Origin of the sequence: Microvirga sp. VF16 (assembly GCF_016864375.1) — a bacterium.
Lineage (GTDB): Bacteria > Pseudomonadota > Alphaproteobacteria > Rhizobiales > Beijerinckiaceae > Microvirga.
Genome location: NZ_CP069354.1, coordinates 2,940,582 through 2,954,181 on the forward strand (window position 1 = coordinate 2,940,582; position 13,600 = coordinate 2,954,181).

Annotated in this window: 18 protein-coding genes; 5 read left to right on the top strand and 13 right to left on the bottom strand. The window is 61.7% G+C overall.

From position 1 onward, the window contains the following. Window positions 1-13: 13 nt before the first annotated feature. Window positions 14-415, bottom strand: coding sequence for a response regulator (locus JO965_RS13735; RefSeq protein ID WP_246776550.1), 402 nt, complete (start codon window positions 413-415; stop codon window positions 14-16). Window positions 416-575: 160 nt separating this feature from the next. On the opposite strand from JO965_RS13735, the gene JO965_RS13740 reads away from it, so the two are divergent. After that, on the top strand, window positions 576-776 hold the full coding sequence (locus JO965_RS13740; protein WP_203439457.1) for a hypothetical protein: 201 nt from the start codon (window positions 576-578) through the stop codon (window positions 774-776). 217 nt (window positions 777-993) lie between these two features. Here JO965_RS13740 and JO965_RS13745 read toward each other — a convergent pair whose 3' ends face one another. Next, complete coding sequence (locus tag JO965_RS13745; protein WP_203439458.1) at window positions 994-1,503, bottom strand: MucR family transcriptional regulator; 510 nt, start codon at window positions 1,501-1,503, stop codon at window positions 994-996. Between the two features lie 521 nt (window positions 1,504-2,024). Next, window positions 2,025-2,183 (bottom strand): hypothetical protein, encoded by a 159-nt coding sequence (locus JO965_RS13750; protein WP_203439459.1) that lies wholly within the window; start codon window positions 2,181-2,183, stop codon window positions 2,025-2,027. A 177-nt stretch (window positions 2,184-2,360) separates the two neighbouring features. Here JO965_RS13750 and JO965_RS13755 point away from each other — a divergent pair, with 177 nt between their 5' ends. Next, window positions 2,361-2,582, top strand: a complete 222-nt coding sequence (locus JO965_RS13755) for a hypothetical protein (RefSeq protein WP_203439460.1) — start codon at window positions 2,361-2,363, stop codon at window positions 2,580-2,582. 50 nt (window positions 2,583-2,632) lie between these two features. Further along, window positions 2,633-2,797 (top strand): hypothetical protein, encoded by a 165-nt coding sequence (locus JO965_RS13760; RefSeq protein WP_203439461.1) that lies wholly within the window; start codon window positions 2,633-2,635, stop codon window positions 2,795-2,797. An 823-nt stretch (window positions 2,798-3,620) separates the two neighbouring features. On the opposite strand, the gene JO965_RS13765 is transcribed toward JO965_RS13760, so the two are convergent. After that, window positions 3,621-4,352, bottom strand: a complete 732-nt coding sequence (locus JO965_RS13765) for a Crp/Fnr family transcriptional regulator (protein WP_203439462.1) — start codon at window positions 4,350-4,352, stop codon at window positions 3,621-3,623. A 279-nt stretch (window positions 4,353-4,631) separates the two neighbouring features. Between JO965_RS13765 and JO965_RS13770 the strand changes: the two genes are divergently transcribed. Continuing rightward, window positions 4,632-5,357 (top strand): response regulator transcription factor, encoded by a 726-nt coding sequence (locus tag JO965_RS13770; RefSeq protein WP_203439463.1) that lies wholly within the window; start codon window positions 4,632-4,634, stop codon window positions 5,355-5,357. 394 nt (window positions 5,358-5,751) lie between these two features. Here the strand turns inward: JO965_RS13770 and JO965_RS13775 are convergent, their stop codons facing one another. From JO965_RS13775 to JO965_RS13815, 9 genes are all read right to left on the bottom strand, one after another. Next, complete coding sequence (locus JO965_RS13775; protein ID WP_203439464.1) at window positions 5,752-6,747, bottom strand: phasin family protein; 996 nt, start codon at window positions 6,745-6,747, stop codon at window positions 5,752-5,754. Window positions 6,748-7,415: 668 nt separating this feature from the next. Beyond that, window positions 7,416-7,748, bottom strand: a complete 333-nt coding sequence (locus JO965_RS13780) for a hypothetical protein (protein ID WP_203439465.1) — start codon at window positions 7,746-7,748, stop codon at window positions 7,416-7,418. A gap of 549 nt (window positions 7,749-8,297) precedes the next feature. Further along, window positions 8,298-8,789 (bottom strand): hypothetical protein, encoded by a 492-nt coding sequence (locus tag JO965_RS13785; RefSeq protein ID WP_203439466.1) that lies wholly within the window; start codon window positions 8,787-8,789, stop codon window positions 8,298-8,300. A 101-nt stretch (window positions 8,790-8,890) separates the two neighbouring features. Continuing rightward, window positions 8,891-9,148 carry a transcriptional coactivator p15/PC4 family protein gene (locus JO965_RS13790; protein ID WP_203439467.1) on the bottom strand — a complete coding sequence of 86 codons (258 nt, stop codon included), beginning with the start codon at window positions 9,146-9,148 and terminating at the stop codon, window positions 8,891-8,893. Next, window positions 9,138-9,449, bottom strand: a complete 312-nt coding sequence (locus JO965_RS13795) for a hypothetical protein (RefSeq protein ID WP_246776551.1) — start codon at window positions 9,447-9,449, stop codon at window positions 9,138-9,140. The genes JO965_RS13790 and JO965_RS13795 overlap by 11 nt, the downstream gene beginning before the upstream one ends. Next, window positions 9,439-9,651, bottom strand: a complete 213-nt coding sequence (locus JO965_RS13800) for a hypothetical protein (RefSeq protein ID WP_203439468.1) — start codon at window positions 9,649-9,651, stop codon at window positions 9,439-9,441. Before JO965_RS13800 ends, JO965_RS13795 begins: the two co-directional genes overlap by 11 nt. 51 nt (window positions 9,652-9,702) lie before the next feature. Then, window positions 9,703-9,912, bottom strand: a complete 210-nt coding sequence (locus JO965_RS13805) for a helix-turn-helix domain-containing protein (RefSeq protein WP_203439469.1) — start codon at window positions 9,910-9,912, stop codon at window positions 9,703-9,705. A gap of 104 nt (window positions 9,913-10,016) precedes the next feature. After that, a complete protein-coding gene (locus JO965_RS13810) occupies window positions 10,017-10,679 on the bottom strand; it encodes a hypothetical protein (protein ID WP_203439470.1) in 663 nt (220 codons plus the stop codon). Between the two features lie 11 nt (window positions 10,680-10,690). Then, the gene (locus JO965_RS13815; protein WP_203439471.1) at window positions 10,691-11,893 is read right to left on the bottom strand and encodes a site-specific integrase; all 1,203 of its coding nucleotides are present in this window, start codon (window positions 11,891-11,893) and stop codon (window positions 10,691-10,693) included. A gap of 627 nt (window positions 11,894-12,520) precedes the next feature. Here JO965_RS13815 and JO965_RS13820 point away from each other — a divergent pair. Next, window positions 12,521-13,552 carry a septal ring lytic transglycosylase RlpA family protein gene (locus JO965_RS13820; RefSeq protein WP_246776552.1) on the top strand — a complete coding sequence of 344 codons (1,032 nt, stop codon included), beginning with the start codon at window positions 12,521-12,523 and terminating at the stop codon, window positions 13,550-13,552. Window positions 13,553-13,600: the final 48 nt, after the last annotated feature.

Here is a 13,600-nt window from a genome sequence, read left to right on the forward strand (position 1 = left end):
ATTGTCAGGTGCTCTAAGCCACGGGCGATTCAACCATCTGGGGCGTGGCCATCTGCCGGAGCACGGCAACGATGGTGTCGGGCAGATACGGCTTGGCGAGGAAGGCGACTTTGTCCGACAGATCGTCAGGACCGGGGCGCTCCCGGCCCGAGGAAATCACGACGCTGACGCCGGGCCAACGTTCCTGGATGGTTCGCGCCAGCTTGAGCCCGTTCATGGAGCCGGCTGGCATTTCAATGTCGGTGACCACCACCTGAACATCGGGCCGGGCTTGGAGCACGGTCAGGGCCTCGTCGGCATTGACCGCCTCGAAGACCTTGAACCCGGCCTCATCCAGGAAGTCGGCCATGAACATGCGCACCAGGGTCTCGTCCTCGACCACGAGGACGACCATCCGGGGTTCGGACACAGACATATGAAAAGCGATCTACAAACGGATTCAGAGAAGTCTCAACGGAGAAGGATGACCTCAGTTCCGCTGACCAAGGCATTGTCCACACAGGCTTCTCGGAAATTCTGGATGATCTTTCGCGCCCGTGCGAGGCTGATAAAGCGAGGGGGTTCGGAGGTAACCCATGCAGGATGAGCGTCACGACGAACAGAGGCAACGCGAGAAGCTGACGGTCGCTCAATTCAGTTTGTTCGGGCATGAGAAAAGGACCCGGATCATCCTGCTCGTGCTCGCCCTTCTGAACGTGGCCATCCTCGCTTTAGTGGCCGGATACCTGTTCAATGTGTCTTGGGACCCTTACAGCCCCGCCCGTCATCTCTGGTAGCCTGTTCGCCTCATGAACCGTCAGGGTGGCCGAGCACTCCGCGCTGTTCCTTGGCTTGCCAAAAGCGGCTTCCACGAAGTTGATTGCCTCTCGGCAACGGTATCTGCATCGCCCGATCCCTGGCAAAGGCAGAAGCAAGCCGGGTTAGGCTGCAAGCCTCGCCTGAGTTGGATGGTTGGGACGGTGGTTTGCCAAGCCACCCAGGGACCCTCGGAGCTTACTCGCTGATCTTCTTCTTGGAAGGTGCGCGACGCTTGGGTGTTGAAGCCTTGGCCGGAGCCGTTGCGGTCTCCTCCAGCGCTGCAGCTGCTTTCGCGGCGGTCTTCCGCCGCTGCTGGCCGAGGCCACTGCTTCTGGCGAGCTCGGAGCGCTTCTGCGCGTAGTTTGGCGCGACGATCGGATAGTCACCGGGAAGTCCCCACTTTGCACGATACTGTTCGGGGGTTAGCCCCAGCTTTCCAAGATGGCGCTTGAGCGTCTTGTACTTCTTGCCGTCTTCAAGGCTGATCAGGTAGTCAGGCGTGACAGACCTGCGGATCGAAACAACGGGCTCGGGCTTCTCAGGCTCCAGTCGCTTGGGAGCGACTAACCCTCGAAGCGCCGCATGTACGGACGCGATCACGGCCGGCAGCTCGGCCCGATGAACTGCATTGTTCGCAACATACGCTGAAACGATGTCGGTGGTGATGCTGGTGAGATCCAGCTTCTGCTGTTCTGCCTGATCCATAACTCATCCCATTGCCGGGTATGGTGCAATCAGTTCGCCAAATACGTTGCGGGGTCAAGCATCTGGGCACGTCAGCACCTGCGGACGGTAATCCACCATCCCGGCTGAGGCGGCAGGATCGCACCCCGGGTCGTGTCGACAGGCACCGATCCGAACCACGACCGCTCGACTATGGTTGAGAGTTCGCTCGCTACACATCTGATTGACCCGCCGCATCACGTGCCCATACTGGCACTGATGAAGCGCCTCATCAGTTATATCCGCAGCTCCCTTGCCAAGCGTCGGCCTCAAGACGGCCTCACGGCAGTCGAGTACGAAGCTGTATGCCTGATCGCGTATGAGGGCACAGCGGCCTATGCCCGCGCTCGGCAGCAGGCCTTTTATTGCCGGGCCAGAGGGAGCGAGCCGGGCTTTAGGTTTTGGTCAGCCGTTGCAGGCGAGATTGATCGGCGGGCGGGTACCAGCGCTAAGCGAGCGGACGAACAGTCGAGATAGCATAGGATCGCCGACGCGACGGCAGCCTATCGGCGCTCCTCGTCTGCCGCCAGCTCGTCAAGGTGCTGGGCCGCCTCGAACAGGTGAAACTTGGCTTCGAGGAGCGAGACCTGCTCGGCAAGGGTGCGAATCTTCTCAGCCTGCTGGCGATACTCGGCCGCCTTGCCGGGGCGGAACGCATACATGACTCATGCCTCCGATAGAGTTCCTCGCTTACCAACGGCCAAAAGAGGCCGGGGTTCGCTGTTCCATGAGCGGCCTTCAGCGAAATTCTCAGAGGGCCTGCATGGTCCTGGATCGGCAGCGGCGGGAGCTTAATTCTATAGCTTGTACCAGGCGCCAGTTCTCGGAAGGAGGTTGAGATGCCTCGCTTCTACTTTGCCATCCAAGGCCTCTCGATCACTGAGGTTCTCGGGCGGATCGATCTGCCCAACCAGGCCGACGCCCACAACGAAGCCGTGAAGGCCGCGCGAGCCTACCGAGCCGCCATGTTGCGCCAGAACATGGACCCGATGCATTTCGCCATTGTGGTTTCCGACCAGAGCCACCAGGTGATCGAGGTGATTCCCTTCCGGGCAGTCTGAGCAAGGTGGCGGCGCGAAGCGCGGGTGCCTCGCGAGAGCTTGCTCCTCTCGTGACTCATAACGTCGCCTTTCGAATGTTCGCGACCTTCGTGCTGTCTCTGCCCGACGGCGGCTCTTCAAGGGAACTTGATACGGGCGAGTTCCTTCCGGACGACCCGCGCGGTCTTGGGGCCGATCCGCTCGAGCCGTTCGAGCCGATCCGGCCATGGCCCTGAGCTGGTCGATGGTGGTGATGCCGTGCTTTTGCAGCCCGTCCCAGGCATGGCGGGGGGACGCAGCCCTGTGATGGGGCTGCTGACACAGTCCAGTGAAGGCATCGATCCCCTCCAGCCGGCTCGGGTCCTTGAAGCCGTACCGGTGATAGCTAGGCGAAAGGGATGTCGGGGCTGCGAGGAAGCGCGGGGCTGAAAGAGGTAGCGAGCGGCGGATTTGGGTTAGGGGTTCTACATGGCGTCTCGGACGATGACGGCAGCCGGTTGAAAGGGCGTGTTGAAATACTCCCGCCCAGGAGACCTAGTCTTCCGACGCCCTCGAAACACATTGATAGAATTCGTGAAGGAATAGATCGACGCATGCCGACGTTTGGCGATCATGCATCGTCAGACGACTTCAGGATAAGCTCATGCCTCACGATCAACATTCACACGACATCTCATCTGAACCTGCGGCTGACAATAACACCGAGCCGTCGTTCCAGCGTGCGTCGATCCTGTTCGTTGCTTCTCTCGGCACCTTTATCGGAGCAAGCCTTTGCTCGCCAGCCTCTGACTCGACGGCGAACCGCAACATTTCTTGGGACGGCGACAGGAGTTGTCATCATGGGCCGGGAAACGATGGAGCACAGGGTTGAGCTGGTTGCTCGGGCCATCCAGGAAGCGCAGCCCCAAGCCTGCTCATGGGACGCCGAAACTGCGATCCGCAGAGAGCACTTCCGGCAGTGTGCCCGCAATGCGATCAAGCTGCTGGACGACGATATTGGCGTTCTTCTGCTCGCATTAAGAGAGGCCACAGCGGAACGGCGGCTATTAGAGCCGCTGTTCAATCCCGCTCATAGGTCTGCGGCAGGAGCTGTTGATACCGCTGACGGATGATCCCGTAGCACTCACACGCGGCCTTCTGAAGAGCGGGACGGTCAATGACCGTAATCATGCCTCTGCCTTGCTGGATGAGGCCCTTGTCCTGCAGCGTGCGCGTGACCTCGCTCACCGTCGAGCGCTGCACGCCCAGCATCTCGGCCAAGAACTCATGCGTGAGAGGCAGCTCCGCCTCACCCACTCTGTCCTGAGACATGAGAAGCCAGCGGCAGCAGCGGGCCTCGACGCTGTGAACGGCGTTGCAGGCAACAGTCTGGAGCGTCTGCGCCATCAGTGCCTCGGTGTAGCGCACGACCAAGTGTTGGATCGCCGGGCGAGCTGCCATGGCCTCTTGCATCCGGGAGAGGTCAATCCGCGATGCCGAGCCGCTCAGTTGGACGATGTAGCGCCCGAAGGACTGGCTGCTCACAAAGGCGCTCACCAGCCCGAACAGGCCTTCGCGGCCGAACACCGCCATCTCGGCCGCCTTGCCGTCCCGCATGACGGTGACGAGCGACACCATGGCATCATGCGGGAAGTAGGTATGCGTGACAGTCCCTCCGGGCTCATAGAGGATCTGCCCTCGTTGCAGTTCCAGGACGGCCAGGTGCGGCTCGAGATAGGCCAGATCCTCTTTCGCCAGAGCGGCCAGGAGCCGGTTGTCCTGGTGTCGGGGTAGTCTCTGGACCTGGGCCATGGCAACGCCTCCTGCAGACGCCTAAACCAGCAACCCGTCAGATAACGCCGGAGAGGTGCGGTATGGTCCTAACGCCTCTTCATTCGAGTTCGGCGTCACGCGGTAACCTCTCCGATCCAATCCTATGGCCCGTGCCATCGGCTACCGCCTTCGAACCACACTCCCGGAGGGATTAGCCCGCCCGAGCCATGTTGCTGCCACGTTCGGGGCAAACCATCCGACCAGTTCTTCATGCAGTATTGAGTCATTGGCCAAAGGGCTCGGGGGAGTTCGTCGGTTATGGCGCACGAAGTCATCGTCATGAAGCAGCCGCAGTCCGTCGCCCCTCGCACTGTTCCGCACATCACCACCCTGCTGATCTGCCGCAACACCGTTCTGCACGCCGGTCTCAGGCATATCCTGTCCGACACGCCATTCGCCCTGGCGGACGATGTTGTCGATCCAGCATCGGACATTTCGGCTTTTGCCGGAAGCGAGCCCGCTCTCATCCTGCTGTGTGAGAGCCTCTCGCCCGATGAGTATCTGGAAATCCTTGAGCCGCTGAAGGCGCAGTGTCCTGCGGCACGGGTGGTCGTTCTGGCCGATCATTTGGAGCCCAACGCTGTCGTGCGTCTGTGCGAGGCCGGGCTGAACGGGCTTTGCTCGCCAGCCATGGATGGGAGCAGCCTGGTCACGGCTCTGGAACTGGTGATGGCCGGTGAGACCTTCCTCCCGGCTGCTATCGGTCTGGCGCTGCTCGAACAGTTGTCCCGCCGGAGCCTGCCGGACGCTCAGGTGGTCAAGGCGACGCCGATTGCCGGGCCTGCGGGACGGTTGTCGGATCGAGAGGCCCGGATTCTGCAGTGCCTGATGCAGGGCGACTCCAACAAGATGATCGCACGCCAGCTTGATATCACGGAAGCGACCGTCAAGGTCTACATCAAAAGCATTCTGCGAAAGGTCCAGGCGGCCAACCGCACCCAGGCCGCCCTGTGGGCGCAGCAGCACCTGCAGCACTCCGGTTGAGGCGGCAGGATCACACAGCCGGACGCTAGACGAGACGGCTGATCGTTGAAGCCATGGGCCGCTTTCGCGAGAGGCGACACCGCGAGGAACCATCTCGACGAAATGTAAGATTTTCTCAGCTCTGTCGGCTACCCGACTGACGCCTGGAGCAGGGGATGAGTACGCAGGGCAACCGGCCCGTGGTTAGCAGCGGCGGGCCGCACCTTGGAGCGCCCGTTGAGACAGGCGCTTTCTTTTTAGCGGCGATGCTTGCTCATCGGTTGGGGAGAGAACCCATCCACCCTCACATCAGGCACCGGATCGATGGGCCCGCGGAATTTCCAGCGCACCCAGGGACCGTCATGAACTCCCGGCTGATGAGCCGGGAGCCTGTGCTCGTTGCCTGAAGTGCTGCTTATGCGACGCGACTGAGGCGCTGGGCCGTTTTGTCGGCCTGCACGGTCACGGTGCGGGCGGCCGCGTCGGCCATCTGGATCATCAGCTCGGCGATGCGCCGGCTGTTCTCGACCGTCTGTTCCAGGTTGTCGCGCACAAGGGAGGTCTGAACCTCGACCAGGTCGGTCATCGACCGGCAGCGGGCGAGCGCCTGCAGGCCATCCAGGTTGCGCTGCAGGCGCTTCTGGCTGCGCTCGACCGCCTCGCGCGAGACGTCCTGCAGCCCGCGCGCCAGGGCGGCCGCGGATTGGGCCACAGCGCGCAGGTTGTGCGCCGCCTCTTCACTCAGCCCGAGCGCGACCACATCGGAGCGGCCCGCCAACTGCGAGCCTTCATCTGTCGAGCGGCGGGTCAATTTCGAGAACGCGCCGAAGCTGGTCTCCACCGCCTCCTGCATGGCTTGGACAATGGTCTGAGTGCTTTCCACACCGGCCCGCAGCGTATCCGCCACGTCTTCCGTCACCCGTTGGACGGCTTCGGCTTGGTCACGGGCATGTCGGGCCTCAGCGCGTTTGGTGTCGTCAAAGTTCGCCATTTCATCCTCCACTCTCTCAGTTACGGCATGAACTTCCTCGTCGCTCAACACCTTGAGCACGGCGGGAAGCAACTCCATCCTGTCGTCGCGGATGTGCTGCTGGAAGGCTCGTCTAAGCTCGGTCACTCGGCTGATGAACTCAGCGCTGTTCTTGGGCATGCGCTCCAACTCGCCGAGGAGCGCGGCCGTTTCCTCATTGTCGTTGATGGCCTCTCGCAGAAGGTCGTGCATCCCGTGTCGCGTCAGCACAGGAAAAAGGTGTTCTTCCTGAAGGCCGGCGAGAAGAACCAGCTCTTCCTTCAGGTCTGCGAACAGTCGCTCACGGGTTTTGAGCGCGGTGTTGGATGTAGCGAGAAGCTTCTCGAAGAGTTCGTTCGCCTTGTCCGGCGGTGTTTGGGGGAAGTATCCGTTCGTCGTCATGGTCCCTCGCAAGTAATCGAAGAGAGGGTCTCAAGCGCTGCAGCTTGGACCCTGGCCTGTGACACTGGTATGTCGGTTGCCCCAATACGCGCGACACACGCCGCTTGAGCAGACGAAGCCACAAAGCTTTCTTAGGCGCCTACCGCTTTGTCGCGTGTCCACCGGCTACGGGTGTTCAAGGGCTCTTGCCCGAAGTTCGGCCGCGCCAGGCGACCTATTCTTGGTTGTATTAACGCAGGTAATTCATCAACAGCGCGGTTGTTCCGACCGATTTCATCCGGCAGAGCCCATGGCGGCTCTGTCAGCGCCCAAGTGTCCGATGTCCTGACCGTCGGCCAAGGCCAGCCAGTCGGGCTGCCAGTGTTAGCGTTTAAACGCATCCCGTAGGAAGCCTCCTCAGGCGCGGCTTCCTGCTGATGGCACCGATCCTGCCTGCAAGTGCTCAAAAGCCGTCAACGGCCAATGTCCTAAACCTGCCGCAGCAGCACGAATGGCCGTTTTCCACCGCCGAACTTCGGCAGGATTGAAGGCTTTTCCGGCTCTGAAGTTTAAGCGTTTAAACGCATGTGCGCGGCGGCACCGCCAGCGGCGATTTCCAGGCTTCCGGCTACCACCTACCGGCGGACGCGCTTTTGCCGCTGGTGGCCGGGCATACGGAATCTTCTGAGCTATTCGGCAGCGAGGGTATGGCCGGACAGCTCTGTGAACTCTCCGTTCGCGACGGCGGTCCTTAAACGGACGATCCGGGCGCTGTCCTTGGCGCTCTCCTGGACAGTCAGCCTTGCCGCCCGGCCGATGGTCGACCGCAGCGCGACGACGGCCGAGCCCTCATGGCGCATGCTCAGCAGCGTGGACGGATCGTGTTCCTGAGCGAGAAGCCGACGCGCTGCCGAGAAGAACGGCATGGAGGACCGGCACAGCTCCTGGCTGTCGAGGAGGGCGGCGTAGCGGCCCTGGCTCACGGGACGAACCACGATGTGCAGCGTTGGAATGTGTTTCATGGGGTGCTCTTTCTGGAGCTCGCAGCGCGGGTCGCGGGGTGCGCCGTCACGGTTGAACCATCGCCTTGTGATGGCTGGTGACGGATGACGCTTGGTGACGCGATTTTCGGCATTAGCGCCTATACGCGTACGCGCCTGTGCGCGTTAAAGGGGGAATGACGGATTACGCGTCACCAAGCGTCATCCGTCACCCGTTGAAATCGACTTGTGTTCCTTGAGGCGAATGCCACGCCATCCACGTGCAATCTTGGTCTTGTGCGGCTTGAAACCCGCGCCGCATGGCAGACGCGAAGCTCTTGGCCGTTCCCGGCTCTTCACCTGCCGCAGAAATGGCCCGATGAAGGGGATGACGCTCGTGCCTGTCGAATGCGAGCGGCCAAAGCGATGACTCCAACCCGCGAAGGGCTCATCCTGAACGCGGACCGCTCGATCGGCGCAGAGCGTCATGGATGACACGGAGCAGCGGCTTCATCCCCGCACCCCACATGGTAGATGTATATGTGTACCTCTGGTGAGACCGTGAGAGGGGCCAAAACACGCCTCACGGTCTCATGTGGAGTACCGTGAGCGGTAATTTTCTTTCGTGAGAGGCTGAACTGTCCCTCTGGTGAGACCGTCTGTACCTCTGGTGAGACCGGTTTTAAATTTTTCATCGTCGGGTCGCCAGCCCATGAAGGCTCTCGATGCGCGCTCGGCGGTACGGTCGCAGGCATGGAGCGTCAGGCCGTATTCGGTTGCATGCCGCTCCTTCCGGTCAAAATGGCCCTGCTGTCGGCATTGGATGAACCCCTTCCGCTCCAGCTCGATGAAGGCGCGTGCCGAAGTGGCCTTCGAGCAGCCGACCTGTCGGGCGGCATCCCGCGCCGAGAGCGCAAGGCGTCCGTTGTTCGTGCCGTTGTAGAGAAGCGCCAACTCAATGAAGACGCTCCGCTCGACGGGCGAGAGCGAGCGCCACGCGGCCGATTTCAACATGTAATGCGGCAGAGACACGAAGCGCTCGGTCGTAGTGCTCCGGCCCTTGTGGTTGTGACGTTTCGCCATCTGAATGCCTCGCAGTGGCCCTGGCTTCTAAGAGCTGCGCCTCTTGGAGATGGATGAGAAAAGCAGCCGGAGTTCACGCTCCGGCTGCTGCTCGTCTCTGGCTAGGATGCGTCATCCGTAACGAGGCCAGCGTCCTGGGCCGCCGCCAGTGCCTTGGCGAGGGCCTCGGCGAGGGCAGGGAGGTGGCGAACCGAGAGGGTCAAGCCGCTCTTGCCGGGACGCAGTTCGCCATTCGCGTCGGACCACCACGCGCGGCAGTCCACGATGGTCTGGCCGTTGTAGGTGTCGAGACGCACACGCAGCGTCTCGCGAGAGTTGCGCTTCCACTCGGCCACGGTCATGGGGAGATCACGCATCATGGCGCTTCTCCCCGGCGCGAACGACCTTGAGCACCTCGACCGCGCTGCGCAGGACGTAGCGTGCGTGCGTGCCCGCATAAGCCCCGGCGTGTCCTTCGGTGATCGTCTCGACGACGATGCCCTGGCGGCGCAGCCGGAAGACGTAGTTGCTCCAACGCGGCGCGGGCTGATCAATCGGTGTGCAGCCCATGTCGGCTGCCTGGATGAGCTGGAACAACGCCCATGCGAAGCGGCCGACGAACTTGCGCTCGGGGCCGCCATCCACGACGGCGTGCAGTTCGATCACGTCGTTAGCGCTCATCGCCTACCTCCAGACGAAAGCTGGCAAGTTCGGCAATGGTACGGGCCAGCGCCAGCGACAGGCCGTGCTTGGCGGCGAGCTTGATCACGACGCGGGAGTTGACGGTGGCGTTGCCGGAGACGGCGTGGCCCAGATTAGTAAGCTTGCTCTCAGGCGCAGTTTTCCGGTGGCGGGCAAAGCCCACCGTGGTATAGTCGGTCATTGCTTAGAAATCCTTGACTTAGCCCGGCCATTGCGCCGGGCTCTTCGTTGCTCAGGCGGCGGTCGGCTTCACGACCGGCAACGACGCGAGATAATCGCGACCATCATCGACGGTGATGACAATGCGGTCGCCCATGCGCCGGGCCTTCAAGCGGCCTTTGGCAATTTCGTCGTAGATGAAGCTGCGGCTCTTCCCCAGACGCTTAGCAAATTCCGTCGGGGAATAAGCAAAACGCTCGGACTGCTGTTCGCTTTTGTTCAACGAGTAAGCCTCCTTGTCGATCCGGGAGTAACCCCGGCGTCGCGTCCGTTCAGCTACAGACGCGCCACGACATTCGCTGGGCGACTGGGATTTTTAAACACGACTTAAAATTTCTCGCGCTTTGCGCCCAGCGACCCCACGAAATCGAGGAGGAACGGGATCGCATTCTCAGGCTCCATCGGGGCGATGATGTCCAACGTCTCTTCGTAAAGTTTCTTCACGTTCCTGGGGCGTAAGTCGTTGTTGAGGCGAATGCGGTAACCCGACAGCTGCTTGACGAGTTCTGAATCGGACTTGGCGGACTTTGCGGACTTGGCGTGGCTTAGAGCGAGGCCTCGTATTTTTATTTCCTTGGCAACACGACTGACGGCCTCATTATCGAGCCAGCCGTGCCTATCAACGAGATGATCAATCAGGGCCGATGCTGCGGCGAACACAGTGTCGAGGACAATCGACTTGTCGGGTCTTTTCCTGACCCCGCCCCTTTGCGGCTTCAGAAAATCGACCTCATTGCCGTCGCAGAGGTTCTCGATGTCGCCCCAAAGGGCCAGGAGCGGCTTTATGCAGTCGAGGCCCGCCTTGCGGGCGTTCAGATACTCGATGACGGCCTCCAGTGCGGCCATCGCGTTCTGCTGCTTGTCAGCGGCAGTCACGGCTTGACCAAAGCCCCGGCCAACTTCTGCAAGCCGCTCGAAGAGTCGCGTTTCACGCTCGAAAATATCGATCAGGCGCTGTCGTACCGTCTCGTCGTCCAGCTCGCCGCTCATGGCCTACGCGCCTATCCCTTCACCGTTCGCCGACCGATGGGGACTACAGCTCCATTTGCGCCCGGCTCGCAGAACCGCGCCCAGGCATCCATGAGCTGCCGCCGCTTCTCCAGGGCATCGCCGCGCCGGTAGGCCCGCTCGACGGCATCGCCGACAAGGTGTGCCAGAGCCGCCTCGGCAATCTCACGTGGGAAATGCGTGCGCTCTCCGGCCCAGTCGCGAAAGGCACTGCGGAAACCATGCACGGTCACGTCAACCTTCATCCGGCGCAGCACCATTTCGAGAGCCATGCCTGAGAGAGGCCGCTTGTGCTTCAGTCCCGGAAACACGAATTCGCTGATCTGCGCCTGCTCCATCTGCCGCAGGATTTCGACCGCGCGATCCGAGAGCGGAACCCTGTGCGGGCGGCCACCTTTCATCCGGGCGGCGGGCACGGTCCACAGGCGAGCATCGAGGTTGATCTCGTCCCAGCGGGCTCCCAGCACCTCGCCCGAGCGGGCAGCCGTCAGGATGGCGAACTCCAGGGCGCGCGGTGCAATGCCTTCTCGCTCGCGTAACGAAGCCATGAAGGCGGGCACCTCATCGAAGGGCATCGCCGCGTGATGGCCGCGCGTGAGCTTCGCCCGTTTCGGCAGCAGGGCATCGAGATGGCCCCGCCACCGGGCCGGGTTCTCGCCGACCCGCTGCCCGCGCGCTCTTGCGAAGTCGAGCACGCGCTCGATCCGGCCCCGCAAGCGCGAGCCGGTCTCGGGCTTCGCCGCCCATAGCGGCTTCAGAACCTTGAGAACATCCTCAGTCCCGACCTCCGCGACTGGCTTGGAGCGGAGCGGCTCGCAGTAGAAGGTGAGGGTCATCTTCCACTGGGCGCGATGCTTGGCGTTGCGCCAAGAGGATGACATGCTCTCAATCAAAGCATCGGCTGCCTCACCGAACGTCATGACTTTGGGCTTGTCTCGTGCCACGAGGGGATCGATCCCCTCGACGAGCATCTCGCGGGCGACGGCCGCGCGCTGGCGGGCTTTGGCGAGCGGCACGTCCCGCAGGGAGCCAAGCCCCATCTCGCGGCGCTTGCCCTTGACCTTCCACATGAAAACCCACGAACGGGCACGGCTGGGAGAGATGCTGAGATACAGGCCTCCGCCATCGGAGTGCCGTCCAGGCTTGGTTAAGGTCGCCACCTCTCTGGCGCTGAGTTTGTGAAGCTGCTTGGACATGTGTTGGCCCCACGCTTCCCCACCGAGTACCCCACCCGGATGACTGGATTCTAGCGGACACGCTCGGACGCCGGAAGACGTAACCTATTAAAGATGCTGGTCTATTTGCCGCACCTTTGGACGCTCATGGACGGGGAGGGGACGGGGTTTGGCGGACACCCTCTCCGCCATCTTCGAGACGAGATTCCGTTACAGTCTTGGGTTGCAAGCGGCTCGTTAACCAAGCCACCTCAAAATGCCCGGTGAATCAACAACGAGTTGTCCATGGGTGGTGCTCGCCCCCTGACGGACCATCAATATTTGCATCGCGGCGGATCGATGCACATTAATGTATTGATTCAACAGGATTATTTCTCGGACCTCCTCATTTTTCAACTTCCTCGCTCGGTGAGGGCGCTTTTCCGACATCCGCGGCCAGGAGGCAGCTGAAGCTGAAGCAAGATTGAAAGTTTTGCTTTCATCCAACTGATTTGACTGACGATTTTTCAAATAGAAACAATATTATGAGCGTTCCAGCTTTGCCATTGACAAGCGCGGCCATTTAACTTTCCTTTAAGGGCTCCAAAAGCATTTTGCGCGATGCCCGAGATCATCGGGCGCGCTGCCATGCACAGTGCGGATAATAGAATGCGAGGCGATATGCATTGTAATCGCGCAGAAGCGACGGCCGGGGCGAAGAAGGGAACCCTTCTTTCCTCCCATCAGCGGACATTGCTCCGCATCGCAGGCGTGACCGCGATTGCACTGACCGCTGCCAATTGCTCCTCCAACGTCCGAGGCGGTATCGATCCGAAATACGGCGTCGCCCCGAGTCCGAAGGTTGTCGCGGACGGCCAGCCCATTCCGAAAGGCGGCGGCCGCCAAATGGTCGGAAAGCCATATACTGTGGCTGGCCGCACCTACGTTCCCAACGAGACGCCCCGCGCCAACGAAGGCTTGGCGTCCTGGTACGGTGCGAACTTCCATGGCCGCATGACGGCGAACGGCGAGGTCTTTGATCGCGATTCGATTGCGGCTGCGCATACGACCATGCCGCTGCCCAGCTACGCGCGCGTCACGAATATGCAGAACGGCCATTCCATGATCGTCCGCGTGAATGATCGCGGTCCGTTCCACGGCAATCGAGTGATCGATGTCTCCGAGCGTGCTGCCGCGGCCCTTGGCTTCCGGCAGTCCGGGACCGCGCGAGTGCGGGTCGAGTATGTCGGGCGCGCTTCCACGAATGGCAGCGACGACCGTATCCTTCTGGCCAGTCTGCGAACGGACGGACAGCCTGCAAGCCTGACTGGCTCGGCTCCGACCATGATCGCACAGGCTGCGCCGCAGTCGAGTGCGCCGCGCCAGGCCATTGCCCTTCGCACCTACGAGCCGGATAATGGGGCCTACTCTGCGCCAGTTCGCACGACGCAACCGGCCGCTATGGCAGGAGCTGTCGCGAGCAATGTACCGCTCCCGCCTGAGCGTCCGTTCGACCTCGGAACGATACCGGGTGCAGCGAGCCCGGTTGCCCGAATCAGCGCGGCGGCTCCTGGGACCGTTCCCCCATCGCGCCCTGTCGTTGCGAGCCTCTATGAGACCCCGGCAGGCAATGGGCCGGCAGGCTTCCAGCGGAATGGCGCATACACGGCGACCAATTCATCCAAATTCGTGCTTCGGTAGCTCGACGAACGTCCCTCGATCGGATCACTGTAACATCGCGCACGCGCC

Bases quoted from the DNA above. Each gene is read 5' to 3' on its own strand.
- JO965_RS13735 (WP_246776550.1), bottom strand. From the start codon at position 415: ATGTCTGTGTCCGAACCCCGGATGGTCGTCCTCGTGGTCGAGGACGAG.
- JO965_RS13740 (WP_203439457.1), top strand. From the start codon at position 576: ATGCAGGATGAGCGTCACGACGAACAGAGGCAACGCGAGAAGCTGACG.
- JO965_RS13745 (WP_203439458.1), bottom strand. From the start codon at position 1,503: ATGGATCAGGCAGAACAGCAGAAGCTGGATCTCACCAGCATCACCACC.
- JO965_RS13750 (WP_203439459.1), bottom strand. From the start codon at position 2,183: ATGTATGCGTTCCGCCCCGGCAAGGCGGCCGAGTATCGCCAGCAGGCT.
- JO965_RS13755 (WP_203439460.1), top strand. From the start codon at position 2,361: ATGCCTCGCTTCTACTTTGCCATCCAAGGCCTCTCGATCACTGAGGTT.
- JO965_RS13765 (WP_203439462.1), bottom strand. From the start codon at position 4,352: ATGGCCCAGGTCCAGAGACTACCCCGACACCAGGACAACCGGCTCCTG.
- JO965_RS13770 (WP_203439463.1), top strand. From the start codon at position 4,632: ATGGCGCACGAAGTCATCGTCATGAAGCAGCCGCAGTCCGTCGCCCCT.
- JO965_RS13775 (WP_203439464.1), bottom strand. From the start codon at position 6,747: ATGACGACGAACGGATACTTCCCCCAAACACCGCCGGACAAGGCGAAC.
- JO965_RS13780 (WP_203439465.1), bottom strand. From the start codon at position 7,748: ATGAAACACATTCCAACGCTGCACATCGTGGTTCGTCCCGTGAGCCAG.
- JO965_RS13785 (WP_203439466.1), bottom strand. From the start codon at position 8,789: ATGGCGAAACGTCACAACCACAAGGGCCGGAGCACTACGACCGAGCGC.
- JO965_RS13790 (WP_203439467.1), bottom strand. From the start codon at position 9,148: ATGATGCGTGATCTCCCCATGACCGTGGCCGAGTGGAAGCGCAACTCT.
- JO965_RS13795 (WP_246776551.1), bottom strand. From the start codon at position 9,449: ATGAGCGCTAACGACGTGATCGAACTGCACGCCGTCGTGGATGGCGGC.
- JO965_RS13800 (WP_203439468.1), bottom strand. From the start codon at position 9,651: ATGACCGACTATACCACGGTGGGCTTTGCCCGCCACCGGAAAACTGCG.
- JO965_RS13810 (WP_203439470.1), bottom strand. From the start codon at position 10,679: ATGAGCGGCGAGCTGGACGACGAGACGGTACGACAGCGCCTGATCGAT.
- JO965_RS13815 (WP_203439471.1), bottom strand. From the start codon at position 11,893: ATGTCCAAGCAGCTTCACAAACTCAGCGCCAGAGAGGTGGCGACCTTA.
- JO965_RS13820 (WP_246776552.1), top strand. From the start codon at position 12,521: ATGCGAGGCGATATGCATTGTAATCGCGCAGAAGCGACGGCCGGGGCG.